The 25,165-nt window shown below is 66.2% G+C and carries 19 protein-coding genes; 15 read left to right on the top strand and 4 right to left on the bottom strand.

The window, feature by feature from the left end; all coding sequences use genetic code 11:
• Positions 1-142 precede the first annotated feature (142 nt).
• Positions 143-2,284 carry a murein biosynthesis integral membrane protein MurJ gene (murJ, locus tag ACEN9K_RS00990; RefSeq protein WP_495635048.1) on the bottom strand — a complete coding sequence of 714 codons (2,142 nt, stop codon included), beginning with the start codon at positions 2,282-2,284 and terminating at the stop codon, positions 143-145.
• Between the two features lie 60 nt (positions 2,285-2,344).
• On the bottom strand, positions 2,345-2,845 hold the full coding sequence (locus ACEN9K_RS00985) for an NUDIX hydrolase (protein WP_495635047.1): 501 nt from the start codon (positions 2,843-2,845) through the stop codon (positions 2,345-2,347).
• Positions 2,846-3,052: 207 nt separating this feature from the next.
• On the opposite strand from ACEN9K_RS00985, the gene ACEN9K_RS00980 reads away from it, so the two are divergent.
• The 15 genes from ACEN9K_RS00980 (at position 3,053) to ACEN9K_RS00910 (ending at position 21,210) form a co-directional block, all read left to right on the top strand.
• On the top strand, positions 3,053-4,561 hold the full coding sequence (locus tag ACEN9K_RS00980; protein ID WP_056392343.1) for a CCA tRNA nucleotidyltransferase: 1,509 nt from the start codon (positions 3,053-3,055) through the stop codon (positions 4,559-4,561).
• On the top strand, positions 4,558-5,142 hold the full coding sequence (locus ACEN9K_RS00975; RefSeq protein WP_018769863.1) for a histidine phosphatase family protein: 585 nt from the start codon (positions 4,558-4,560) through the stop codon (positions 5,140-5,142). Before ACEN9K_RS00980 ends, ACEN9K_RS00975 begins: the two co-directional genes overlap by 4 nt.
• Positions 5,143-5,297: 155 nt before the next feature.
• Complete coding sequence (locus tag ACEN9K_RS00970; RefSeq protein ID WP_018769862.1) at positions 5,298-5,432, top strand: hypothetical protein; 135 nt, start codon at positions 5,298-5,300, stop codon at positions 5,430-5,432.
• Between the two features lie 362 nt (positions 5,433-5,794).
• Positions 5,795-5,926, top strand: a complete 132-nt coding sequence (locus ACEN9K_RS00965; RefSeq protein ID WP_261377430.1) for a hypothetical protein — start codon at positions 5,795-5,797, stop codon at positions 5,924-5,926.
• Between the two features lie 50 nt (positions 5,927-5,976).
• Positions 5,977-7,431 carry a glycosyltransferase family 87 protein gene (locus ACEN9K_RS00960; protein WP_056392345.1) on the top strand — a complete coding sequence of 485 codons (1,455 nt, stop codon included), beginning with the start codon at positions 5,977-5,979 and terminating at the stop codon, positions 7,429-7,431.
• Positions 7,424-8,866, top strand: a complete 1,443-nt coding sequence (locus tag ACEN9K_RS00955) for a phytoene desaturase family protein (protein WP_018769858.1) — start codon at positions 7,424-7,426, stop codon at positions 8,864-8,866. The genes ACEN9K_RS00960 and ACEN9K_RS00955 overlap by 8 nt, the downstream gene beginning before the upstream one ends.
• Before the next feature lie 66 nt (positions 8,867-8,932).
• Positions 8,933-10,921, top strand: coding sequence for a penicillin-binding transpeptidase domain-containing protein (locus tag ACEN9K_RS00950; protein ID WP_018769857.1), 1,989 nt, complete (start codon positions 8,933-8,935; stop codon positions 10,919-10,921).
• Between the two features lie 43 nt (positions 10,922-10,964).
• Complete coding sequence (locus tag ACEN9K_RS00945) at positions 10,965-12,647, top strand: ABC-F family ATP-binding cassette domain-containing protein (RefSeq protein ID WP_495635046.1); 1,683 nt, start codon at positions 10,965-10,967, stop codon at positions 12,645-12,647.
• Between the two features lie 52 nt (positions 12,648-12,699).
• On the top strand, positions 12,700-13,473 hold the full coding sequence (locus tag ACEN9K_RS00940) for a DeoR/GlpR family DNA-binding transcription regulator (protein WP_018769855.1): 774 nt from the start codon (positions 12,700-12,702) through the stop codon (positions 13,471-13,473).
• A complete protein-coding gene (locus ACEN9K_RS00935; RefSeq protein WP_134164857.1) occupies positions 13,470-14,699 on the top strand; it encodes an MFS transporter in 1,230 nt (409 codons plus the stop codon). The genes ACEN9K_RS00940 and ACEN9K_RS00935 overlap by 4 nt, the downstream gene beginning before the upstream one ends.
• A 21-nt stretch (positions 14,700-14,720) precedes the next feature.
• Positions 14,721-16,217, top strand: a complete 1,497-nt coding sequence (locus ACEN9K_RS00930; protein WP_134164858.1) for a bifunctional phosphatase PAP2/diacylglycerol kinase family protein — start codon at positions 14,721-14,723, stop codon at positions 16,215-16,217.
• A gap of 149 nt (positions 16,218-16,366) precedes the next feature.
• A complete protein-coding gene (locus ACEN9K_RS00925; RefSeq protein WP_018769852.1) occupies positions 16,367-17,290 on the top strand; it encodes an ABC transporter ATP-binding protein in 924 nt (307 codons plus the stop codon).
• Positions 17,290-18,183, top strand: coding sequence for an ABC transporter permease (locus ACEN9K_RS00920; protein WP_208324267.1), 894 nt, complete (start codon positions 17,290-17,292; stop codon positions 18,181-18,183). Before ACEN9K_RS00925 ends, ACEN9K_RS00920 begins: the two co-directional genes overlap by 1 nt.
• 275 nt (positions 18,184-18,458) lie before the next feature.
• Complete coding sequence (locus ACEN9K_RS00915; protein WP_018769850.1) at positions 18,459-19,865, top strand: amino acid permease; 1,407 nt, start codon at positions 18,459-18,461, stop codon at positions 19,863-19,865.
• Positions 19,866-19,887: 22 nt separating this feature from the next.
• The gene (locus tag ACEN9K_RS00910; protein WP_056392357.1) at positions 19,888-21,210 is read left to right on the top strand and encodes a M18 family aminopeptidase; all 1,323 of its coding nucleotides are present in this window, start codon (positions 19,888-19,890) and stop codon (positions 21,208-21,210) included.
• Here the strand turns inward: ACEN9K_RS00910 and ACEN9K_RS00905 are convergent.
• Complete coding sequence (locus tag ACEN9K_RS00905) at positions 21,207-21,866, bottom strand: PglD-related sugar-binding protein (RefSeq protein WP_018769848.1); 660 nt, start codon at positions 21,864-21,866, stop codon at positions 21,207-21,209. The genes ACEN9K_RS00910 and ACEN9K_RS00905 overlap by 4 nt on opposite strands.
• Before the next feature lie 188 nt (positions 21,867-22,054).
• Positions 22,055-24,745: an AAA family ATPase gene (locus ACEN9K_RS00900; RefSeq protein ID WP_495635045.1), complete on the bottom strand. Its 2,691-nt coding sequence runs from the start codon at positions 24,743-24,745 to the stop codon at positions 22,055-22,057.
• Between the last annotated feature and the right edge of the window lie 420 nt (positions 24,746-25,165).

The following is a 25,165-nucleotide window of genomic DNA, read 5'->3' as shown; positions in this document are numbered from 1 at the left end:
GGGATTGCCGGTCTGATGACGCAACCGCCGTTCGGGTGCCGCGCACGGCAAACCCGTAATGCAACTACCCCTGTACCTGTTCGATCCTAGCCGATCCGCCCCAAACGGCTGCGGAGAAGACGTGCGCCAGACCGGACGGAATTTACTTTTTCCGCTTGCGCCTGGTCTTGAAATACGGGTTCTCGCCGGGCTTCCCCTGGTAGGTGCGGCGGCCGGGAAGCGGGATCTGTTCCCTGAGCAGGCCGCCGCGGGCGGTGCCGGGCTGGTCCTCCCCCGGCAGGTAGGCGTCCTCGGCACCCTGGGCCGTGCCGCCGTCGTACATCTGCGGACGGTGCGTCCCACGCTGCGGGTCCGGGCCGGCACGGAAGGAGACGGCGTCGAATTCACCGGAGATACGGGGGATAAGGCCGGTATCAACGGACGTGGTGGCCCGCTCCGGGCGGTGACCGCGCTCCCCGTCCACAGCTTCAGCGGGAGGGGACGACGGCGCGTCCCCGGCATCCGGAGCAGGGGCCTGGCTGCCGCGGCCAAACCTGCCCAGCAGGGGCCGGAGCATGTCGGTGAGCTCTGAGACCCGGAACAGCTTGAGAAGGACGAAGTACACCACCAGCATGACGGGTCCCACCACAATGACGGTGACCAGGGCAGTGATCCGGTTCTGCCATGCGAAACCGTCCGGATTGTAGCTGCCCATGAGCCACAGGGCGCCCGCACCGGCGATTGCCGAACCGAGGGCCGCGTACCCCATGCGGATGTAGGAGTTGGCGATCCGTGGGCCGTCGAGGTGGCCCAGCATGCGCCGCAGGAAGAACGCGCTGATGACCACCGAGAGGATGTTGCCCACCATGTAGAGGACGGCAATGGCGTAGATGATCTGGCCCACCGGCAGGAACTGGATGGCAAACGCCCCCGCCACGTACACCACGGCGAGCAGCAGCTGGACATAGAACGGCGTGCGGGCGTCCTCGTTGGCGTAGAACACGCGGGACATCATGAAGTTGGCACTCATGAACGGAGTGCTGAGGGCCAGGATGGTGAGCGTCTGGGCCAGCATGACGCCGTCCTGCCGCAGTCCGCCGGAGAAGAACATGCCCAGCGGACCGGCCAGGGCAAACAGTGCCAGCGCCCCGAACACAGTGGCCACGGCCATGGTCCGCAGGCCGTGGGAGAGGGCATCGCGCAGTTCAGCCCGGTTGCCGTCCTGCGATGCCCGCGTCATCCGGTTGAAGAGCACGGTGGCCAGCGACAGGGCAATGATCGAGTGCGGCAGCAGGTACAGCTGGCTGGCCACTTCAAGGACCGCGTTGCCGGGCAGGGTGTATGCCGACGGGTCCCCCGCCTGCTGCAGGCGGATGCGTTCGGCGCCGGGAATGGTGGCGATGCGCATGACGTACAGGAAGGCGAGCTGCCCGACGGCGGCCGTCAGGAGCGTCCATACGCTCAGCCTGGCTGCGTGGCCCAGCCCCACGCCGCGCCAGCCAAACCGTGGCCGGAGGCCGAGCTTCAGCCGGAAGACCGGGACCAGCAGGATGGCTGTCTGGGACAGCACGCCGATGGTGGAGAATCCTGCCACCAGGAGCGTTTGCGTTGATCCCCAGTTGTCCAGGTTGTGCGGGTTGACCTCGTTGCTGCCGAAAATCCAGATGAACATGCCCAGGCCGGCGATGGCCACCAGGTTGTTCATGATGGGCGCCCACATGGCAGGACCAAAGGCGCCGTTGGCGTTCAGGACCTGGGTGAGCAGGGCGTAAAGGCCGTAGAAGAAGATCTGCGGCAGGCACCAGAACGCGAAGGTGACCGCCAGGGCCTTTTGCTGGGGTGAATAGCCCTGGGTGGTCAGTTCGATCACGCCGGGAGCTGCCAGGGTGACCAGGGCCGTCAGGCCGAACAGGAGCAGGACAGCCAGCGTCAGCAGCCGGCTGATGTAGTCCGCTCCCCTGTCCGGAGCCTTGCTGGCCTTGATGATCTGCGGGACCAGGACCGCGTTGAACACGCCGCCGGCCACCAGGAGGAAGATCAGGTTGGGCAGGTTGTTGGCGTTGATGAACGTGTCATTGACCGTTGAGCCCAGGCCCAAGGCGGTACCGAGCATCCAGGTCTTGCCGAAGCCCAGGAAACGCGAAACCAGCGTTCCGGCGGCCATGATGGCGCTGGAACGGGTTTCGCTGGGGCCAGCGGCCACGGGCTGGGCCAGGTCCGGAGCGGCCGGCTCCGGGGGCACGCCGTCGGGTGCCACGTCATCGGGCCGGCCGGACCGGTCGGAAGGAAAGTTGGTAGCTGACATCGACTTCATCGTCTCACCCACCGGCACTTAACACCGCAATGGCGACGGCGGCGTCCGGGCTTAGAGGTGTCCTGGCAGGACGTCACGGGCGAGGTCGGCGATGCGGCGTTCGTTGGGGAATGACAGCTTCCGGGCAAGTTCCTGGATGGGGACCCACGCCACGTCCACGGCTTCCTGGTCGGGATCGTTCTCGATGGTGAGTTCGCCGCCGGTGGCCCGCAGGAGGTAGTGGTGCACGGTCTTGTGGACCCGGTGGCCGCTGACGGTGAACCAGTAGTCGATGCTGCCAAGCGGCGCCAGGATGGTGCCCTCGATGCCGGTTTCCTCGGCAATCTCACGGACCGCGGCCTCTTCGTTGTTTTCCTTGCCCTCCGGATGGCCCTTGGGCAGGCACCACTCGAGGCGGCCACCCCTGTTAAGGCGGGCGATGATCGCCACCCTCAATTCGGCGTCGGACGTATCCACCACGACACCGCCGGCCGAGACTTCCTCGACCGTAGGCAGCGACGCCGGTGCCGATTGCTGGGCAGGGGCAACGTGCGCCCCGATTGCCGACGGCAATGGTGCGTTCGTCCTCCTGCCTGGAGCGCTCGGTACTGGATGGGCCATGGAGTCCACTCTAACGACTGTTGCCCTTCCGTGATGACCGGAACATGACACCAACATGGACAGGATATGACGCACTTTCCGGCGGCGAAGGTCAATTGGCCCGGATCGTGACGCTTTTTGGACTGCCGCGGCGCTGGTTTCTGCCAAGCTTAAGGAACTATGTCGCACGCACATCACAAGATTGATTCCCACACTGTCGACTTCAAGGTGGACCCGGTGGTCCTGGAGCTCGGCCGGCGCTTCGTGGACGCCGGCCACGAGCTGTCCCTGGTGGGTGGTCCGGTGCGTGACCTGTTCCTTGGGCGGACCTCCCCCGACCTTGACTTCACCACCGACGCCACGCCGGACCAGACCGTGGCCCTGATCAAAAAGTGGGCGGACAACTTCTGGGAAATCGGGCGCGCCTTCGGCACCATTGGCATGCGCAAGGCCGGCTTCCAGATTGAGATCACCACGTACCGGGCCGAGGCGTACGATCCCGATTCGCGCAAGCCCGTGGTGGCGTTCGGTTCCTCGCTGACTGATGACCTGCTGCGCCGCGACTTCACCATTAACGCCATGGCGTTGAAGCTGCCCTCCATGGAGCTGGTGGACCCCTTCGGCGGCGTCCGCGACCTCCACGCCTCCGTGCTGGCCACCCCCGGCGCGCCGGAAGCTTCCTTCTCCGACGACCCCCTGCGGATGATGCGGGCCGCCAGGTTCGCCGCGCAGCTGGGCGTCTCGGTCCACGATGACGTGCGGGACGCAATGACAGGCATGGCGGACCGGATCAAAATCATCTCCGCCGAGCGCGTGCGGGATGAACTGGTCAAGCTGATTTGCGGTGCCCGGCCACGGACGGGCATCGACCTCCTGGTGGAAACCGGGCTGGCCGAGCATGTACTGCCCGAGGTTTCCGCCCTCCGCCTCGAATCCGACGAGCACCACCGGCATAAGGACGTCTACCAGCACTCGCTCCAGGTCCTGGAGCAGGCAGCCGAGCTCGAAACCGACGCGGAGGGTCCGGTGCCCGGACCGGACTTCGTGCTGCGCTTCGCTGCATTGATGCACGACGTCGGGAAGCCGGCTACGCGCCGCTTCGAACCGGGCGGCGCGGTGAGCTTCCGGCACCACGACATGGTGGGTGCCAAGCTCACCTCCAAGAGGATGAAGGCGCTGCGGTTCGACAATGACACCATCAAGGCCGTGGCACGCCTGGTGGAGCTCCACATGCGCTTCTACGGCTACGGCGACGCCGGCTGGAGCGACTCGGCCGTCCGCCGGTACGTGACCGATGCTGGTCCGCTGCTGGAGCGCCTGCACCGCCTGACCCGCTCCGACGTCACCACCCGGAACCAGCGCAAGGCCGAGCGCCTGGCCTTCGCCTACGACGACCTCGAAGCCCGCATCGCCGCACTCCGGGAACAGGAGTCCCTGGACGCAGTTCGCCCGGACCTGGACGGGGCCAGGATCATGGCCGTGCTGGGACTCAAACCGGGGCCTGTGGTGGGCCGCGCCTACAAGTTCCTCCTGAATGAACGGATGGAACACGGACCACTGCCCACCGCGGAAGCTGAGGCGCGCCTGCTCCGGTGGTGGGCCGAACAGCCTGAATCAGCACCTGCCGGACCCGGCCCTGGAGTCTCTTCCGCCGCCGTCGAACCTTCACCCGTTGAGGAGTCCAAGTGACCAACCCCGCCTTTGCCCCGCGCCCCCAGCTCTGGATCCTCCGCCACGGCGAAACCGAATGGTCAAAGAGCGGGCAGTACACCGGCCTCACCGACCTCCCCCTCACGGTGGAAGGCGAGCAGCAGGCCGTGGAGGCCCGCAAGGTGCTGGACGGCGTCGACTTCGACCTGGTGCTCACGTCCCCGCTGCGGCGGGCACGGCGGACAGCCGAACTCGCCGGCTTCCCCGATGCCCGGCATGAACCGCTCGCGGTCGAATGGAACTATGGCGACTACGAGGGCATCAGTTCGGACCTGATCCGCAAGGACAACCCCGACTACCTGATCTGGACCCACGGCGTGCCCAACGGGGAGACACTCGACGAGGTTGCCGCCAGGGCGGACAAGATCATCGGCCGGATCCTGGAATCCGGGATGGACAATGTGCTGATCGTGGCGCACGGGCACTTCTCCCGGATCCTCACCGCGCGCTGGCTGGAATTGCCGCCCACGGAAGGCCGGCATTTCATCCTGGGCACGGCGAAGGTCTGCACGCTTGGATGGGATAAGAAGACCCCCGCCATTGTCCGCTGGGGCCTCTAAATACCCCTATTTAAAAGTTTTCTTCTTTTCTCCGGAAATTGCTGGTCTTCCGCGAATTCCTGGGGTACCTTTATTCCTGACCCCACGGCAATCTGCCGGGGTCAAAGACCGCATTGCAATCCACGCAGCGGACAGTAGAAAAGGAGGTTGGGATAATGATGACTTTGACTGGCGAATGGAATGCCTCCATCAATGCATTCCCGGCCTTTGCTGATCCTGTGCGCGTGGCTTCGGTCAACTCGGGTTACCGCCGGCCGGCGGACCTCCCGGGCCTGCTGCGACGCCGCTAGGCGCCAGCCACCTGGCCGCGGGCCACGGTGCCAGTACCGTCAAGGCCCATGCGGGACTCCATGTCCAGGACGGGCCGTCCAGGTCGGACCACCGTGCTTCTCCGCTGACTTCCGGGAACTGCTGCTGCCCAGGCCTCCCCTTCGCAGCCGCATAGTCCCGCATTTGCCACAGCTCTCCCACCGGCATTGCGGTTCACTCCCGGCTCCCGGTAGTCCGCGCTGCCACTGCGCTCCTGCGCAATTCCACTAATTCCCTCGGTGAATTCCTTGCGCCCAAATTTCCGCGCTTTTGCGCACTGAAAAGGGGTGCTAATTCGCCATGCACTTTTGTGCCTTATAACCGAAGAAAGGAGGTGGCTACCTTGATGCAAAAAATCATGGGACTCCTGTCCCGGCCCCTGCAGCGCCGCAGTTCCTTTAACAGCGCCCTGCTGGAGCAGCACCGGAACGACGTTTTCGTGCTCATGCACCAGCAAATAGGTGGCCTGCGCTGACGGGCCGGCCCCCAAACCCCCGGCAGGGGGCCGGCTGTAAGCTCGAAGCCATGCACGAGACCCAGTCGCCGGACAGCGGACGACGGCCCCGAATCGTAGTGCCCAGCCGCAGCGATGCCCTGCTGCGGAATTTCACCGAGGTGATCGGCGGCCCGCTGGGATCCAGGACAGATCCCGGCGTGGTCTCCCCCGGTATCTACTCGGTGGAACGGGTGCTCATTGTCCTCACGGCCCTGGCAGCCCTGGTGGGGGTCCTGCTGAAGGGCTATTGCAGGGCCAACGGCTGGGAGACGCCCACGCAGTTCTATGCCACGTGTTACTCGGATTTCCCCGAATTGTTCCGCAACCGCGGCATGGCCGCGGGAATCTTTCCCATCCTGGGCAGCGGCAGCCAGTTCGAATACCCGGTGCTCCTTGGGCTGATCGCGGGTGTGACGGCCTGGCTGGTACCCGGCGGAGAGGCCGGTGCCCGCGCCCTGGCCTACTTTGACATCAACGCGGTGCTGCTGGCGGCGGTGGCCATGGCCACCGTGCTGGTGACAGCACGCATGCCCGGCCGCCGTCCGTGGGATGCGGCCATGGTGGCGGTGGCCCCGGGGATCGTGCTGGCCGGAACCATCAACTGGGACCTTTGGGCCGCATGCCTGCTTGCCCTGGGGATGTACTTCTTTGCCCGGCAACGGCTTGTGCCCGCCGGGGTCATGATTGGCCTCGCCACGGCCACCAAGCTGTATCCGCTGCTGGTGCTGGGCGCCATCCTGCTGCTTGCAGTACGCACGGGAAGATGGCGCCCGCTGCTGGTGGCCGGCGGCAGCGCGGCCGCCACCTGGCTGGCAGTGAACCTGCCGTTCGCGGCTGCCAACCCTTCCGGGTGGGCCTTCTTCTTCCAGTACAGCGCTGAGCGGGGCGCCGGGTACAGCTCAGCCTGGTTTGCCTACAACCTGGTGGCGGACAGGCTGGGCTGGTCCGGGCTTGGCGCCGGTGCCGTCAGCATGTTTTCCACCGGGTTCTTTGCCGTGGCCTGTGCAGGCATTGCCGCTGTTGCGTTGACGGCCCCCCGCCGTCCCCGCATGGCGCAGCTCGCCTTCCTGATCGTGGCGGCCTTCATCCTTAGCAGCAAGGTGTATTCGCCCCAATACGTGGTGTGGCTCATTCCGCTGCTGGCCCTGGCCCGGCCGCGGTGGCGCGACTTCCTGGTCTGGCAGGGCATCGAAGCCCTGCATTGGGCTGCGATATGGATGTACCTTGGACAGGTGACCAGCGCAGGTTCCTCCCAGCACAACCTGGACATGCCCTACTACGTCCTGGCGGTGGCCGCGCATATGGCCGCGGTGGCCTATCTCATGGCACGCGTCGTCTGGGATATTTACGATCCCGCCTATGATCCCATCCGCCGCCACCACCTGGACGACCCCCACGGCGGCCCCTTCTCCAACGCGCCGGACCGGATCCGGCTCAAGCTGCCGGCTTCATTCCGCGCGGCGAAGGCGGGGTCCCGTGCCTGATGTGGCAGTAGTAGGGTCCGGCCCCAACGGACTCTCCGCGGCCGCGGTGATGGCGCGGGCCGGCCTGTCAGTGGAGGTCTTCGAGGCCGCAGCGACGATTGGCGGCGGAACCCGGACCACGGAGTTGATGCAGCCCGGGCACTTCCATGATGTCTGCTCCGCCGTGCACCCAATGGCTGTGGCGTCCCCTTTCTTCCGCGCTTTCGAGTTGCCCCGAAGGGTGGACCTCATCACCCCGGACGTGTCCTTCGGTTCCCCGCTGGAAGGTGGCCGGGCAGCCCTGGCCTATCAATCGATGGACAGGACCGTTGAAGGACTGGGCCGGGACGGACCCGCGTACCGCCGGCTCATGGAGCCACTGGTCCGCCACATTGACGACGTCATGGACTTCACCCAAAACCAACTCCTCCGGATCCCCCGGAACCCCCTGGTGGCCGGCGTCTACGGCCTGCGGACCCTGGAACAAGGGACCGGGCTGTGGAACCTTCGGTTCCGGGAGGAACTGGCGCCGGCCCTCCTCAGCGGTGTGGCCGCCCATGCCATCTCCCACCTGCCCTCCCTCGCCGCCTCCGGAGCCGGGCTGATGCTTGGTGCCCTGGGACACGCCGTGGGATGGCCCATCCCCCGCGGCGGTTCCGCATCCATCGCGGCAGCCCTCGCGGACGACATCCGCGCCCACGGAGGAGTCATCCACACCGGAACCCCGATTGACCGGTTGGAACAGCTTCCTGCCACCCGCGCCACGCTGCTGGACGTGGCACCCCGAGGGTTGCTGGACATGGCAGGGGAATCACTTCCCGGACATTACCGGCGGGCCCTGGAACGCTTCCGTTACGGCAATGGCTCGTGCAAGGTGGACTTCATCCTGTCCGGGCCGGTGCCGTGGCAGGCCAGCGGACTTTCCGACGCCGGCACCGTGCACGTGGGCGGCACGCGGGCCGAGCTGGCACGCTCGGAAAACGAAGTCAGTGCCGGACGCCATCCTGAACGGCCATATGTGCTCGTGGCCCAGCCGTCCCGCTTCGACGCAGGCCGCGCCCCTGCAGGCCGGCACACACTGTGGACGTACTGCCATGTTCCCTCCGGCTCGACGAAGGACATGACCAGCCAGGTTGCCGCGCAGCTGGAACGGTTCGCCCCGGGATTCCGCGATCTTGTGGTGGAATCACACGTCATCACCGCAGCGGAGTTGGCCGAATACAACCGGAACTACATTGGGGGCGATTTCAGCGCCGGCATTATGGACGTCCGGGGTCTGGTCCAGAAGCCGGTGGTGTCCCCCATCCCGTGGCGGACGCCGCTGCTGGGCGTCTACCTGTGTTCGTCGTCGACACCGCCGGGTCCCGGGGTGACGGGCATGCCCGGGCTGCATGCCGCAACGTCCGCCCTGAAGGACGTCTTCAAACTGCCGGTGCCGGACCTGGGGCTCTCATAACGCTCCATGACCCGGGACTGAACACGCGTGGCGCTGATGTCAGCCGGCCCGGGGGATAATGGCGCGATGGGGAAAACAACAAAACTTTCGCTTGCCATAACTGCGCTCATTATCGGAACCTCGCTGGTGGCCTGCGATGACGGAAAGTCCGGCGCCGAAGCCGCGGCACGGCAGCTGGCCGGCGCAGTCTCGGCGCTTGATGTAGGGTCCGTGGCTTTCGACGGCAAGGACGCCGCCGCAGCGAACGACCAGCTGCACCAGGTCTTCGCGGCCCTGGACCCGCAAAAGCCCGAGGTCCAGGCAGGCGGACTCACGCTGGACGGGGACAAGGCCTCCGCACCCCTGAACTACACCTGGAAGTTCGGCGACGCGGAATGGAAGTACACCATCGCAGCGAACTTCAGGAAGTCCGGCGATAAATGGCTCACCGTCTGGGATCCGGCCATCCTGGCACCGGGCCTCGGGGACAGCGAAATCGTGACCAAAGGATCCCAGACCCCCCAGCGCGCAGACATCCTGGGCGCCGGAGACGTCCCGCTGGTGACCTACCGCCCCGTGGTGAATGTGGGCATCGACAAGCCCCAGTTGGGCAGCGCAGACCCCGCCGATTCCGCCGGCAAACTGGCTGCCCTGGTGGGAGTGGACCCTGCCGCCTACGTGCAGCAGGTCAAGGCAGCAGGTGCCCAGGCCTTTGTTTCCGCCATCACCCTCCGCGAAGAGGGCCGTACCATCACCGATGCACAGATCCAGGCCATTCCCGGCGCCCGCGGCATCCCGGCATCCATCCCCCTGGCCCCGAGCAGGACGTTTGCCCGGGCCGTGCTCGGGTCGGTAGGGGAAGCGACGGCGGAACAAATCGAGGCGTCCGATGGCGCCCTGGCCCCCGGGGACGTCACGGGCATCGGAGGGCTCCAGCAGCAGTATGACGAACAGCTCCGCGGATCGGACGCCGTTGTCATCCGCGCGCAACGGGCCGACCTCACGCGCGAACAGATCCAATCCGCCGGCACCGACCCCCGCCGCGTCCTCTTCCAGGTGGAGCCCAAGCCCGGGACGCCGCTGAAGACCACCCTCGATCCGCGGCTGCAGACGCTGGCTGAGGGCATCCTGGAGCCGGTGGGGCCGGCGTCAGCCATCGTGGCCCTCCGACCCTCCACCGGAGCCGTGCTGGCAGCGGCTTCCGGGCCGGGCAGCAACGGCTACAACACGGCAATGCTGGGACAGTACGCCCCGGGATCGATCTTCAAGATGGTGGATTCCCTGGCCATGTTCCGGAACGGGATGACGCCCGACTCCACCATCCAGTGCACCCCCACGCTCACGGTGGACGGGCGGACCTTCAAAAACTCGGAAGGCTACCCCGAGACCTCTTTGGGCGCGGTGACCCTGCGGGACGCCTTTGCCCACTCCTGCAACACTGCCTTCATCTCCCAGCGTGACTCTGTGTCGCAGGGCCAGCTTGAAGCCGCTGCCACGTCCATGGGAGTGGCGGTGGAGGCGCCGAAACTTGGCGCCGAAGCCTTCCTGGGCTCCGTTCCAGGGCAGGCGCAGGGCACCGAACACGCAGCGTCCATGATTGGCCAGGGCAAGGTATTGCTCTCCCCGTTGGCCGCAGCAATCATGGCCGGCTCCGTGGCCAAGGGCGCCCCCGTCGCCGCGCAGCTGGTCCTCAACCCCGACGCCGGTGCGCCCGCTGCCGGAACAACGGCAGGTTCCACTGCCCCCGCGGCCGACCGGTCCGCAACCGCCGCTGCCGAGGCACCCTCCACCGCCTCGGACAAGCCGATCACGGCTGCGGAGGCGGCGTCGCTGGCAGACATGATGCGCGCCGTCGTCACGTCCGGCCACGCAGGGTTCCTGTCCAGCGTCCCCGGGGCACCGGTAGGGGCGAAGACCGGAACCGCCGAATTCGGCACCGAGACTCCGCCAAAGACGCACGCCTGGATCGTGGCCGTCCACGGGGACCTGGCCGTAGCCGTCTTCGTGGAGGACGGCGGCCTGGGCGCCACCACCTCCGGCCCGCTGCTGAAGCAGTTCCTCACCGCCGCCGGCTAGGGGACCCCGCCAGGCAAGGGACCGGCGTGGGAGGATTGACGGTGTGGCCCATATTGACGTTTCCGGCATCGACTACTTCCTCTCCGACGGCACCCAGCTCCTGAACGGAGTGACCTTCAAGGTCCCTGACGGCACCAAGACCGCCCTCATCGGGCCCAACGGCACGGGGAAGACCACGCTGTTCCGGATCATCGCCGGAGACCTGGTCCCGGACGAGGGCGTCATTGGGCGGTCCGGAAACATGGGCATCATGCGCCAGTTCGTGGGGCAGGTGCGGGACGGCTCCACCGTCCGGGACCTCCTGGTGTCCGCCGCTCCCCCGGCCCTGGCAGCCGCTGCCCGCGAGGTGGATGACGCCGAGCTGGCCATGATGGAGGACGACGACGAGCCCACCCAGATGCGGTACGCCCAGGCCATCGTGGACTGGGGGGACGCCGGCGGCTACGACGTCGAGACCGTCTGGGACGAGGTCTGCATGGCCGCGCTGGGGCTGCCCTTTGACCGCGCACAGCACCGCCCGGCGTCGACCCTTTCCGGAGGCGAGCAGAAGCGCCTGGTGCTGGAAGCACTGTTCGCCGGCCCGGACGATCTCCTCCTTTTGGACGAGCCGGACAACTACCTTGACGTGCCGGGCAAGCGCTGGCTCGAGGAGAAGCTCAATGACTCCAGGAAAACCGTCTTATTCATCAGCCACGACCGCGAGCTGCTGAACAACGCCGCCGGGCGCATTGTCACCCTTGAGCCGGGTGTCAACGGGGCCGCCGCGTGGATCCACGGCGGCGGGTTCGAATCGTACGTGGAGGCCCGGGCGGACCGGAACGCCCGGTTCGAGGAATTGCGCAAGCGCTGGGACGAGGAGCACATCAAGCTCAAGGAACTCGTCAACATGTACAAGAACAAGGCCGCGTTCCGCTCCGACATGGCCAACCGCTACCATGCCGCCCAGACCCGGCTGGCAAAGTTCCTTGAAGTGGGGCCGCCCGAGGCGCTGCCCATCGAGCAGAACGTGCAAATGAGGCTCAAAGGCGGACGGACCGCCAAGCGCGCCATCGTGGCGGAGAAGCTGGAACTCACCGGGCTCATGAAGCCCTTTTCCACGGAAGTGTGGTTCGGCGACCGCGTGGGCGTGCTGGGCTCCAATGGTTCCGGCAAGTCGCACTTCCTGCGGCTGCTGGCCACTGGCGGCACTGACCCCGAACGCGAACACCTGCCCGTGTCCGATGTTGACATCGCCGAGGTACCGCACGAAGGCACCGTCAAGCTCGGTGCCAGGATCCGGCCGGGATTCTTTGCCCAGACCCATGTCCGTCCCGACCTGCTGGGAAAGACCCTGCTGGAAATCCTGCACCGCGGCGATGAACACCGTTCCGGGCTGGGCCGGGAGGCCGCCGCGGGTGCCCTGGACGGCTACGGCCTGGCGGGACAGTCGGAACAGAAGTATGAGTCACTCTCCGGCGGCCAGCAGGCGCGGTTCCAGATCCTCCTGCTTCAGCTCAGTGGTGCCACCCTGCTGCTGCTGGACGAGCCCACGGACAACCTGGACCTGCACTCCGCTGAAGCGCTGGAGCGGGCCATTGACCACTTCGAGGGAACTGTCCTGGCGGTCACCCACGACCGCTGGTTTGCCCGGACCTTCGACCGGTTCCTGGTATTCGGCTCCGACGGGAAGGTGTACGAGTCGGCGGAGCCGGTGTGGGACGAACAGAGGGTGGCGCACAGCCGCTGAGCTGTCCCGGCCACCACATGAGCAAATGATCATGAGTTGATATCATTTGCTCATGAAAACGGACGAGCGGCACAGGACCATTGCCGAAATCCTCCGGCGGCAGCCGGAGGTGAGCGTCGAGGACCTGATGCAGGCCTGCGCCGCCTCTGGCGCAACCATCCGCCGGGACCTTGAAGTACTGGCCGGCCACGGTGTGCTCCGCAGGGTCCACGGCGGCGCCAGGAGCCTGATAGGCCACGGCCGCAACCCGGGCTACGGACAGCGGGAGCTGGAGGACCGGGATGCCAAGAAGCGCATCGCAGCTGCCGTGGCCGGCCTGCTGGCCGACGGCGAACACGTCTGGCTGGACAGCGGCAGCACGGCAACCGAAGTGGCGCGGGCAGCGGCCGGCCGGCAGGTGACCCTGATGCCCATGTCCCTGCAGGCCCTCAATGCGGCTGCAGGCGGTGACGGTGCCGCAGGCTCCCGCCCCGCCCTGCTGCTGCCGGGTGGAAGCGTGGTGCCCGGTGAACTCTGTTTCCGCGGACCGCTGGCCGAGTCCAACATCAGGTCCCTGCGTTTTGACACCGCGGTGGTCACGCCCTGCGCAGTGGACTTCCGCGACGGCCTGCTGGCCCACGACCTCGACGATGCCGCGGTGAAGAAGGCCGGCCTGGAAGCTGCGGCACGAGTGGTGGTGGCCGCCTCCGCGGGAAAGTGGCAGGCCAGCGCCCGGGTGCTCGTCGCCGGCCTGGAAAAAGTGGATGTCATCGTGACGGACCGGCAATTCAGCGCCCAGGACCATGCCGACCTTAAAAAATACTCTGTGGAAGTAGTGTACGTATGAGCTCCAGTACAGGTAAGGAACAGCAGGCAGGCTTGAGAGCCGCCGCCGCAGCCACGTTCGTGGTCTTCGGGATCAACGGACTCGTGTTCGCAAGCTGGGCGGCCAGGATCCCTGCCGTTACGCAGACGCTGCACATCACGTCGGGGCAAATGGGCACGCTGCTGCTGTGCACTGCCGTAGGCTCACTGCTGGCACTTCCCACCGCCGGCCTGGTGGTCGGCAGGATTGGCACCGCCAACACGGTTCGCTTTGCGGGCTTGCTGGCGGCGGCCGCAGGTGTGGGAATCGCCCTGTCGCTTTCGGCCACGTCCATTCCCGGAACAGCGGTTTCGCTGTTCTTCTTTGGCATTGGCATTGGCCTTTGGGATGTGGCACAGAACATCGAAGGGGCCGACGTGGAGCACAAGCTCCGTCGCACCATCATGCCCCAGTTCCACGCGGCCTTCAGCGGCGGCGCATTCGTTGGCGCCCTGGTGGGTGCAGGGCTTTCCACCCTGGGTGTGGACCTGCCGCTGCATCTCATGGCGATTGCAGCCGTGGTGGTGCTGGTGGCATTGACCGTGCCACGCTACTTCCTTCCCCACATCTCCACCGCCCCCGTGGAGGGGGAGCCGAAACCCGCCAAGGGACCGTCCGCGTGGCGGGACAGCAGGACACTGCTCATCGGCGTCGTGGTCCTGGGCGCCACCCTCACCGAGGGAGCGGGCAACGACTGGATCGCCAAGGCCTCAGTGGACGGGCTCGCGGCCTCCGAATCCACCGGCGCCCTCATGTTCGCCCTCTTCGTCCTGGCCATGACCGCCATGCGGTTCCTGGGCGGCCGAGTCATTGACGCATACGGACGGGTGGCAGTCCTGCGGGCCAGCATGGCCGCAGCGGCCGCGGGCCTGGGCCTTTTTGTGCTGGCGCCCAATATCTGGCTGGCCGGCATCGGTGCCGCCCTGTGGGGCGTCGGCGCCGCCCTGGCTTTCCCCATGGGCATGTCCGCTGCGTCCGATGACCCGCGGCACTCAGCCGCACGCGTTTCCGTTGTATCCACTTTGGGGTATATATCATTCCTTGCTGGACCACCGCTGCTGGGCTACCTCGGTGACCTCACCGGTATCCACACCGCGCTGCTGGCCATCATGGCACCCATCTTGGTGGCGCTGCTTCTTGCCGGTGCCGCGAGGCCCCTTAACGCGGTCGAGGAAGCCGCCGGGCAGGAAGCCGCCAAGCGGGACTAGACCTTGGGTTAGGGTGATCACATGCAAAGCGCCAGGCCGCGGGGGAGAAGCTGGATCAGCCGCCTCGATAGATACCTTCTCAAGCATGTATCCAACCTGCCCGGCGGCAACCACGATGTATTCTTCCGCCGGCTTTCCGCCTCGGCCAACCACGGAAAGCTCTGGATGGGAGCGGCGGCCGTCCTGGCGTTGTTTCCCGGCAAGACGCGGAGGGCAGCACTGCATGGGCTGATCGCCCAGGGGGTGGCCTCCGCCGTGACCAACGTGGTGTTCAAGACGCTGCTCCCCCGGACCCGCCCGCTCCCCGAACATCTTCCGGTGTTCCGCTTCGTGCATCCACAGCCCACCAGTTCCTCCATGCCATCGGGGCATTCGGCGTCTGCGATAGCGTTCGCAGTCGGGGCAGGCCTGGTCCGCCCGGCCGTAGGTGCTGCCCTGGCTCCCGCAGCCGTGGGAGTCGCCTATTCGCGGGTTCACACCGGCGCCCACTGGCCGTCGGACGTCCTCTTCGGTTCGGCCCTTGGTGCCGGTGCTGCGTTGGTGACCCGCCATTGGTGGCCGGTTCGTCCGCCGATTCCGCAGACGACCAGGGCATGGACCAGTGCGCCTGAGTTGCCGGGGGGCGAGGGTCTGAGCATTGTGGTCAACACCTTGGGCGGATCCTTCAAGGAGGAGACGGCGTCAGCACTCAAGGAAGTATTTCCCAAAGCGCATATAAACACCGTGCAGCCGGACGAGGACCTGGTGCAACGGATCGCCGCCACCGCCGACTTCCCTGGCACCCGCGCCCTGGGCGTGTGGGGCGGTGACGGAACGGTCGGCGCAGCTGCCGCCGCCGCCGTCGCACGTTCGATTCCCCTGCTGGTCCTGCCCGGCGGCACCCTGAACCACTTTGCGCGCGACGCGGGGACGGGAAGCCTGAAGGATGCAGTGGATGCGGCCAGCAAAGGTGAAGCGGCCCTGGCGGACATCGGGGTGGTGACGGCGGAACGGGGCCTGGCGGGAAGCCCGGAGGTCTCCGAAATGGTCATGCTGAACACCTCCAGCGTCGGCCTTTATCCGAACTTTGTCCGCCGCCGGGAACACCTGCAACCGGCGCTCGGGAAGCCGCTGGCAGGGGTGGTGGCCATGTTCAGGACCTTTGCGGCGGGCACCCCAACCACCCTGTCCGTGGACGGCGTTGTGCGCAAGGTGTGGATTGCCTATCTGGGCAGGGGGCGTTATTACCCCCGGGACCATGCGCCCTTGTTCCGGCCGGTGATGGATGACGGCGTGCTGGACGTCCGGATGATCACGGCTGACGAATCCTTTGCCCGGCTGCGGCTGCTGTGGTCCGTGCTGACGGGAACAGTGGCAAGCTCCCGCATCACCCACCTGCGGGAGGCCACCGAGGTAAGGATCGACGCCGGAGGCGCACCCATGGCGCTGGCGGTGGATGGCGAAGCGCTGGCCGGCGTGCGCAGCGTCGCGTACCGGATCCAGCCGAAGGCACTGACGTATTACTCCCCGCGCCGCTGACCACGTGGACGTGGGGGAAGTAACTACCCTGATTCTCCCCTGAATCAACCCTGATTCCGGGAAAAAGCTGCCCGGGCATCGGTAGCGTAAGGCATGAACACCCACCGAAAGTCGTCTGCAGCCGCGCGCTGCCGTGCAAAGGATTCTTCATGATCGAGGCAAACGGGCTGACCAAGGTCTACGGCGCCAAAACCGCCGTGGCCGGCGTCAGCTTTACCGTCAGGGCAGGGCAAGTGACCGGCTTCCTGGGCCCCAACGGGGCAGGAAAATCCACCACCATGCGGATGATCATGGGACTGGACCGGCCGACGTCGGGCTCGGTCACCGTGAACGGCCTGCCGTACGTCCGGCACAAGGCACCCCTGCGCGAAGTGGGTGCCCTTCTCGATGCCAAGGCGGTCCACACCAGCCGCAGTGCCTACAACCACCTGCTGGCCATGGCGGCCACGCACAGCATCCCCAAATCCCGGGTGCACGAGGTGATTGAAATGACGGGGCTGGAGGCCGTGGCACGCAAGAAGGCCGGCGGCTTCTCCCTGGGGATGGGCCAGCGGCTGGGCATAGCGGCAGCCTTGCTGGGGGACCCGCAGACCCTCATCCTGGATGAACCCGTCAACGGCCTGGACCCGGAAGGTGTGGTCTGGGTGCGGAACCTGGTCCGCTACCTCGCAGGGCAGGGACGCACGGTGTTCCTTTCCAGCCACCTGATGAGCGAGATGGCCCAGACCGCCGACCACCTGATCGTCATTGGGCGCGGCCGCGTGATTGCCGACGCACCCATCCGTGACATCATCACCGGCAAGGGGCAGGCACGGGTCCGGGTGCGTACCGACGAACCCGACCGTCTCTACCAGCTGCTCGCCGGACGGGGCGCGTCCATCGACGTCCCGGAGCGGGAACTGCTCGAAGTAACGGGCCTGGAGCCCAGGACCATCGCGGCGGCCGCCCTGGAAAACCACGTCATGGTCTACGAACTGACGCCGCTCGTCGCCAGCCTCGAGGAGGCGTACATGGAACTGACCAAGGACGACGTCGAATACCACTCCCTGCCCGCCGCGGAGGTAAGCAAGTAATGAGCGTAACCACCACCGAACCCACGTCTTCGCCTGACCCCGCATCCTCCGCCGGGGGCCGCAGCCCCCGTGCCGGTGGACGGGCCCTGCCCGGCCCCACGTTCTTCCGGGTGCTCAACTCGGAAGTCATCAAGTTCCGCAGCCTCCTTTCCACGCTGATCCTGCTCGCTTCCACGGCGGTGGTCATGGTCGGGTTCGGCGCGCTGTCCGCGTGGGGGACGGGCCAGTTCGCCGACGCGGCCACAAGGGATCCGCAGGCCGCGGCGCGGATGGCATCGCAGGGCGGCGATCTTGCCGTCAGCGTGCCCACCTCCGGCATCGCCTTCGCCCAGCTGATCCTGGGGTCCCTTGGTGTGCTCCTGATGAGTTCGGAATTCACCACCGGGATGGCCCGGTCCACCTTCGCGGCCGTGCCCAGGCGGCTTCCCGCGTTCGCTGCAAAGCTCGTGGTGGTCATGGTGACGTCATTCGTGGTTACCGCCGTCTCCACCTGGGTGGCAGGACTGGTGGCCGTGCCCATCCTGGACAACTATGGCCTCACGCTGGACCTTGGCAGTTCCCAGTCGGTGAAGCTCCTTCTGGTCAATAGCATCTATGTGGCCGCCGTCGCCGCCATCGGCATGGCCCTGGGCACTCTCATCAGGAATTCCGCCGGCGGCATCATGAGCCTGGTGGGCATCTTCTTCGTGGCACCCATCGCCTTCCAGCTCATTCCCGGGGACTTCTTCAAGGAGGCCCGCAAGTACCTGCCAGGCAATACCGTTGATCCGCTGACGGCGGCCCAGCATGTTCCGGACACCCTGGAAGCCTGGCAGGCGGCACTCGTCCTTGGCGCCTGGGTCATTATCCCCGTCCTGCTTGCGGCAGTCCTGTTGAAGCGGCGGGACGTTTAGCGGCCAACCACTGCTGACGCCCCCGGCGAGAGGGACGGCGCGTGGTTTCCGGCACATTACAAAAGTGCATGGCGGGAAACTTTCTTTGCCCGTGGTGGTTCCTGCTTGGAGGCACGTCCTGTTGGGAGCAACCAGGTCTGTTGGAGTGCACAAAGCAAGGTGCATAATGGCCGACCTAGGGTGAAACGACGATGTGGTGCATCACACGGTCCCCCGGTGGTCCACCAAGGCACGTCGCTCAACCCATGCTATTTTCCCAACAGGACGGCGCTTCCATGCATGCTGACCAGCAACTTTCAAAGTCCCTGAAACCCAGGCACCTGTCCATGATCGCCATCGCCGGCGTCATTGGTGCAGGCCTCTTTGTCGGCTCGGGTGCCGCCATCCAGCAGGCCGGCCCGGGTATCCTCGTCGCCTATGCTGCCGCGGGACTGGTGGTCATCCTGGTCATGCGCATGCTGGGGGAGATGGCCGCGGCAAACCCGGAAACGGGCTCATTCTCGACCTATGCGGACAAGGCACTGGGCCGTTGGGCAGGGTTCAGCATCGGCTGGCTCTACGCGTGGTTCTGGATCATCGTCCTGGGCATCGAGGCCACTGCAGGCGCGGCCATCATGCACCGGTGGGTGCCGGGCATTGACCAGTGGGTCTGGGCCCTTGTCCTCATGGTGCTGCTGACGCTCACCAACCTCGGCTCGGTGAAGTCCTACGGCGAGTTCGAGTTCTGGTTCGCGTCCATCAAGGTGGCGGCGATCGTCCTCTTCCTGGTCTTCGGTGCCGCCGCCATCCTGGGGCTCATCCCCGGTGTCCCAGCCCCCGGCCTGAGCAACCTGATCAACAACGGCGGCTTCATGCCCAACGGTCCGGGCGCTGTCCTGGCCGGAATCCTCGTGGTGGTCTTCTCCTTCTTCGGCGCCGAAATCGCCACCATCGCCGCCGGCGAATCAGAAAACCCCGTGGATGCCGTGAAGAAGGCCGTGAAGTCCACCGTATGGCGCATCCTGGTCTTCTACATCGGCTCCATCGCCGTGGTGGTCACCCTGCTTCCGTGGAACTCGGCCTCGGTGGCCAAGAGCCCCTACGTAGCGGTCATCGAACTGTTCGGCATCCCGGGCGCCGGAACCATCATGGACGTGGTGGTGCTGACCTCTGTGCTGTCCTGCCTGAACTCCGGCCTCTACACCGCCAGCCGCATGCTGTTCTCACTCTCCACCCGCGGTGACGCACCGCGGGCATGGACCCGTATCTCCCGCCGCGGCGTACCCGCTGCCGCCGTACTCGCCTCCACCGTGGTCGGCTTCGTCACCGTGGGCCTGAACTACATTGCCCCGGACACGGTGTTCCTCTTCCTGGTCAACACCTCCGGAGCCATCGCATTGTTCGTCTGGCTGGTCATTTCCGCCTCGCAGCTGGTCCTCCGCAAGCGCATGGGAGCCGCAGCAAAGGACCTGCAGCTGAAGATGTGGCTTTTCCCCTACCTCACGTGGGCAGCGATCATCAGCATCGTGGCCCTGCTGATCGGCATGGTGATCGTGGAGTCCACCCGGGAGTCCCTGCTGCTTTCGATTGCACTGGCAGCCGTTGTGGTGGCGGTGGGCGTGCTGCGCTACCGGCGGAAGGGCGTGGCCGCCGCGGGCCAGCCGGACGTGGCAACCGAGGCTGCGCCGGCACCTGTCGAGTAGGCGCGGCGCTAGACTCGGGACCATGCCTTTGCCTCCCTCTGCTGCAGACCACATCCAGGACCTTGGCGCCTATGTCAGCGCATCGCCGTCGAGCTTCCACGCTGCGCATGAGGGGGGCCGGCGCCTGGAGGAAGCCGGGTTCACCCGCCTGGATGAGCTGCAGCCGTGGGAGGCCGGGCCCGGTTCCTTCTTCATCATCCGCGACGGCGCCCTGATCGCCTGGGTGGTCCCCGAAGACGCGGGACCCGCCACGGGTTTCAACATCCTGGGCGCGCACACCGATTCGCCGTCGTTCAAGCTCAAGCCCAAGCCCACCACGGGTGCGCACGGCTGGCTCCAGGCCGGGGTGGAAATCTACGGCGGCCCCCTGCTGAATTCCTGGCTGGACCGGGAGCTGCGGCTGGCGGGCCGGCTGGTGATGCTCGATGGCACCGAGCACCTCACGGCCACCGGGCCGCTGCTCCGCTTCCCGCAGCTGGCCATCCACCTGGACCGGGCCGTGAACGATGGCCTCACCCTGGACAAACAGCGCCACATGAACCCCGTCTGGGGGCTGGGAAGTCCTTCAGACTCCGACCTGCTGGGCGTGCTGGCGGCGTCGGTTGCCGGCGCATCCGTCGATCCGGGGCAGATTGGCGGGTACGACGTCGTCATTGCGGACACGCAGGCGCCTGCGGTTTTCGGGGGCAAGGGGGAGTTCTTCGCATCAGGGCGGCTGGACAACCTTTCCGCCACGCATGCCGGACTGGCAGCGCTGACCGCCCATGCGGAGTCCGCAGCCGCCGGCGGCCCGATTGCGGTCCTTGCCGCCTTCGACCACGAGGAAATCGGCTCCAACTCCCGCTCAGGGGCCTGCGGGCCTATCCTCGAGGACGTGCTGGTGCGCATCTCCGACGGCCTGGGCGCGACGGTGAGCCAACGGCGGCAGGCCTTGTCGGCGTCGTTCTGCCTCTCTGCCGATGCCGGCCACGCCGTGCACCCCAACTATCCCGAGCGGCACGACCCCGCCAACCATCCCGTGCTGAACGGCGGGCCGCTGCTGAAGATCAATGCCAACCAGCGCTACGCCACGGACGCGTTCGGCGCCGCATTCTGGGCGCGGCTCTGCGGCGAAGCAGGCGTTCCCTACCAGGAATTCGTGTCCAACAACGTGGTGCCCTGCGGTTCCACCATCGGGCCGCTCACCGCGACCCGGCTGGGCATCCGGACCGTGGACGTGGGCGTGCCCCTGCTGTCCATGCACTCGGCCCGGGAGCTGTGCGGAATTGAGGATCCACACCGCCTGGCCGCGGTGACGGAGCTGTTCTTCCGGACGGCGGCCTTGCCGGCGGGGGCACACCCCTAACGGATCCAGCCGTAGTTGAACCCACCATGGTCAATTTGGTGGGCAGGCACCCCTACCCACGTTTCGCCGTCGGGAACATTGCTGAGAACGGCCGCGCCCATGCCGATGGTCGCGTAGTCTCCCACGGATGTCCTCTCCCGGACGCTCGAATTCAATCCGAGGTAGGCGCCCTTGCCTATCCTGGCGCCGCCGCCCAGTGAGACGCCCGCGGCGAAGGTCGCAAAGTCGGAGACATCGTCGTCGTACGAGAACGTGACGGAGGGCATGGCAACCACGTGGGATCCCAGGCTCACGGCGGCAGTGAGGGTTACGTTGCGCAGCAGGATGCTGCCGCGGCCCACACGGCAGCCTTCCGGGTACTGGACGGAAGGATCCACCGCACTGGCGTACCTCGACTCGCCGATCCCCAGGGTGCCCAGATGCGACACCACCGCTTCGCGTTCCCTGCTGGACGCAATGCACACCAGGAGGAAGGCGTGCATGTAGTTGACTGCATCATCAATGCTGCCAAGGACGGGGGCACCATCGACGGTGACGCCGGCCATCTCCCTGTCATCATCGAGCAGCCCAACCACGTCATACTGGCCGCTGCCGCGGACCATGGCCAGGACTTCACGCGCCAGGCCGCTGGCACCTATCAGGATCAGTTCGCTCACGTGACGGCTCCGGCAGCAGCCTGCCGGGGTGTCGTTACTGGAATCCGGTCCATGCTGTACCTTTCCCGGCGCGTGACGTCCTCTGAACGTGGGACAAGGCTATTCGCCAAGGGCACACTTTCCGGCTGGACACCGAAGGCTATGTGGTTCGGAACAGGGACTATGTGGAAACTGCGGGGACCTGTGGATCACAGGACGGGCAGGACGTACGGCTCCGCAGCCGGAGTTGCCTTGCCGGCGGCCAGGGCAGTCAGCTGTGCGCGGGACTCAACGCCGAGCTTGCGGTAGATGGCCGTGAGGCGTACTTCGACGGTGCGGACCGAAACATACAATGTGCCGGCTATTTCCTTGTTGCGCATCCCCCGGGACACCATCATCGCCAGCGCCCTCTCATGGTCCGTGAGCAAGAGCATTGACGGGTTGCCCTGCGGGCGGGCGGCCTCCCACCGTTCGTCCAGCAGGAGGGCGTCCACGTGCTGCGTCCAGGCATCAGCCCCGGCCTCGTCAAACATCACCTTGGCCCGGAGCAAGGCCTCCCGCGCGTGGCGCAGCCTGCCGAAGCCATGCAAACGTTCCGCATAGCACATCCGGGTCCTGCCCCGCTCAAGTCTGTGACCGTTCCTGTCTTCAAGCGCCTGCTTGAAGAGCTGCAGGGACTGCTCGCCGTCCGCAAGCATGGCGCGGCTCCGGGCAACCACCATGACCAGCCACGGAGAGCGCAACCCCGCCGAACGGCTTTCCAGGCGTTGAAGAGCCTGGGTGGCTTCACGGTGCCGGCCAAGACGGACCAGTACCTCCACCAGGTCGGCCTCACAGCGCAGCAGGGTGGGGTTGCCCAGCCCCAGACCGATTTCCGCGGCCCTGGACAACTGGACAACGGACTCCGCCAGGTCACCCCGCAGGAGTGCGAAGTGGCCATGGCAGGCCGCCAGCTGTGCCGTGAGCCCAGGGTGGTTTCCCGATCGCAGATAGTCCAGGGCATTGGCGGCCTGGTTACGCGCGAGTTCGTCATCGCCCAACGAGTAGGCACGCCAAACCCGGAACAGGTGCCGGGCTCCCCGGTGGTACTCCAGGTCAGGTTGGCAGAGCTCGAGTTCGTCGATCAGCCTGACCGCCGCTGCCACATTCCCGGCGCGGATCTCATTGTCTACTGCCGTGAGGGCTGCTGTTTCCCGCCAGTTGGCGTGGTCCGGTTCTGTGGAGCTGCGGAGCATCGCGAAGGCTTCACGGGCGCTTTCGTACTGTTCCGCATAGGTGAGCGCCCGGCCGCGCAGCAGGAGGCGGGCCGGCCGGGCGCTGCGGACCTGCCCGGGGCGGCGGGAGGGGTTTGCCCTTCCGCCGCTGATCGATTCGACCAGCAGTTCGGCATGGTCGGCGATGGCCAGGCACTGCAAGGACGCGGAGCCGCGGAACGCGCCGCCCTGGCGCAGCAGCTCAACTGCCTCTTTCAGTTCCCACCGCTCGGCATAATAGACGGCGGCGATGGCCAGCAGGGCAGCGGAATACCCCGGATCGTGCTGGCCAAACTCCTTTACCAGCCGCTGCAGCATGCTGCAGCGCACCGCAACGCCCTGGACGAAATCGATCTCGAAGGAGAGGCCGGTCAACCGCAGAATCAAGTTGGGGTCGCGGGTGACCCCTTGCGCCCACTCCAGGTACCGGCGCGCATGCACCAGATCACCGCGGGTGAAGAGCAGCTCGGCCAGCCCGGTGAGGCGTGCCGCCGTCTCCGCTTCGCCCGGGTTGATGGCGAGGGCCCGCTCGATGCACTCCACCGCGAAGGACACCTCGCCCCTCCGGACCAGGTGCACCGCGTGACGGAGAAGGTGGAAGGGAGTTTCGTGCTCCAAGACCACCGCGAAGCTCAAGTGCCAGCTGCGGGCATGCCGATCGGTGCCCCGTGCTGCTTCAGCCAGGGCGCGGTGGGTTGCGGTGCGGACGTCAGGTGGCATGGCCGCGTGCACATGGCCCCGCAGCATCTGGTCCGCTATCCACAGGTGTTGTCCGGATCGCTGCACCAGTCCGGCAGCCACCAATTCATCTGCGTGGAGCCACGCTTCATGGTCGATTTTCCCGATAGTGGTGATGTCACTGCGGAACGAGAGCGCAAGCAGGTCCAGGACCATGCTCGCGCCGGGGGTCAGAGCGGCCACCGCTGATGCGTGTCCAGCGTCAAGGCTGCTCGTGGAGGACAGCGGGATGGGCAGTGCGCACTTGCCGCCGGCGTGCCTCTCCACCAGCCCGCTGTACAGTTCGACGGCGGCAAGCGGGTTGCCGCCGGTGGCTGCGGCAACCGCGTGGGCCACCGCCGTCGTGGTCTGTTTGGTTGGCATGCTTTCCAGCATCCGCATGGTGTCACCCTGGCTCAGCGCACCCAGGCGCAGGGCGGGGAGGCCGGTGAAGGGGCTTCCGGGGACCTCGTCCCGCATGCCCGCAAACAGGACAATTTCCGTGCCGGCCAGTCGCCGTGCCAGGAATCCAATGACTGCTTGACTGGCCGGATCCAGGCTGTCGGCGTCGTCAATCGCAATGATGGTCCGCGTTGACGACCGGCGCTGCAGTCCGCTGAGCAGCATGCCGGACACAGCGGGAACGGTCAGGGCACCGGCGTTGCCACCCCGGAGGGCGTCGACGGACCCGTTCAGGACCGGGTCATCCATCTCATTCAGCAGCGCAGTCAGCCCGGAAAAGGGCCAGCCCGATTCAGCGGCGCTGGCGGCCAGGAACACGGACCGGTATTCGCAGAGAGAGGAAATTTCGGACAACAGGGCTGACTTGCCTATGCCCCGGCCGCCGACGATGGCCAAGGCTGTTTCCTTGGGGCCACGGATCGCAGAAAGAATCCGGTCAATTTCTTTGTTTCGGCCCACAAGCGGCATGGGGTCCCCAATCATCGAAGAAGGAGACCGCATTTTGTACTGCCGGTTCAAATGGTGGCCGCGCTCCCCAACGCGTAGGCCGCTACAAGCGAATATAACGCGCCACTAAACATGGCACCACACAAATTTGCGCTGGATTGCATCAAGATTAGATCCACAATTGCTCAAGGTCCCGGCCGCGTGGCTGAAGGCCGGCCCGGCGAACGCTGGGGCCTTGCAGGGCCTGGCGATTGCGGTATTGGCGGCAGTATCGGCGCCACCCCATCGCATGAACCACGAAGGGCGGCATGATAACCCCCGTACTTAAAAACGCGCGGCAGACAATAACCCCTATACCTAATATCACCCTGCACCCGTAATCCCCGTACTTGCCTTATCGCAGTAAATATGACTTCAGAAACTGAGTACTCGCTACTGGTG

The sequence above is a fragment of the Pseudarthrobacter sp. Pseusp20 genome (assembly GCF_059492155.1).
Note: the sequence above shows the minus strand (reverse complement) of the source record. Positions and strands in the feature narration are given on the sequence as shown.

Bases quoted from the DNA above. Each gene is read 5' to 3' on its own strand.
- murJ (WP_495635048.1), bottom strand. From the start codon at position 2,284: ATGTCAGCTACCAACTTTCCTTCCGACCGGTCCGGCCGGCCCGATGAC.
- ACEN9K_RS00980 (WP_056392343.1), top strand. From the start codon at position 3,053: ATGTCGCACGCACATCACAAGATTGATTCCCACACTGTCGACTTCAAG.
- ACEN9K_RS00970 (WP_018769862.1), top strand. From the start codon at position 5,298: ATGATGACTTTGACTGGCGAATGGAATGCCTCCATCAATGCATTCCCG.
- ACEN9K_RS00960 (WP_056392345.1), top strand. From the start codon at position 5,977: ATGCACGAGACCCAGTCGCCGGACAGCGGACGACGGCCCCGAATCGTA.
- ACEN9K_RS00950 (WP_018769857.1), top strand. From the start codon at position 8,933: ATGGGGAAAACAACAAAACTTTCGCTTGCCATAACTGCGCTCATTATC.
- ACEN9K_RS00940 (WP_018769855.1), top strand. From the start codon at position 12,700: ATGAAAACGGACGAGCGGCACAGGACCATTGCCGAAATCCTCCGGCGG.
- ACEN9K_RS00935 (WP_134164857.1), top strand. From the start codon at position 13,470: ATGAGCTCCAGTACAGGTAAGGAACAGCAGGCAGGCTTGAGAGCCGCC.
- ACEN9K_RS00930 (WP_134164858.1), top strand. From the start codon at position 14,721: ATGCAAAGCGCCAGGCCGCGGGGGAGAAGCTGGATCAGCCGCCTCGAT.
- ACEN9K_RS00925 (WP_018769852.1), top strand. From the start codon at position 16,367: ATGATCGAGGCAAACGGGCTGACCAAGGTCTACGGCGCCAAAACCGCC.
- ACEN9K_RS00920 (WP_208324267.1), top strand. From the start codon at position 17,290: ATGAGCGTAACCACCACCGAACCCACGTCTTCGCCTGACCCCGCATCC.
- ACEN9K_RS00915 (WP_018769850.1), top strand. From the start codon at position 18,459: ATGCATGCTGACCAGCAACTTTCAAAGTCCCTGAAACCCAGGCACCTG.
- ACEN9K_RS00910 (WP_056392357.1), top strand. From the start codon at position 19,888: ATGCCTTTGCCTCCCTCTGCTGCAGACCACATCCAGGACCTTGGCGCC.
- ACEN9K_RS00900 (WP_495635045.1), bottom strand. From the start codon at position 24,745: ATGCCGCTTGTGGGCCGAAACAAAGAAATTGACCGGATTCTTTCTGCG.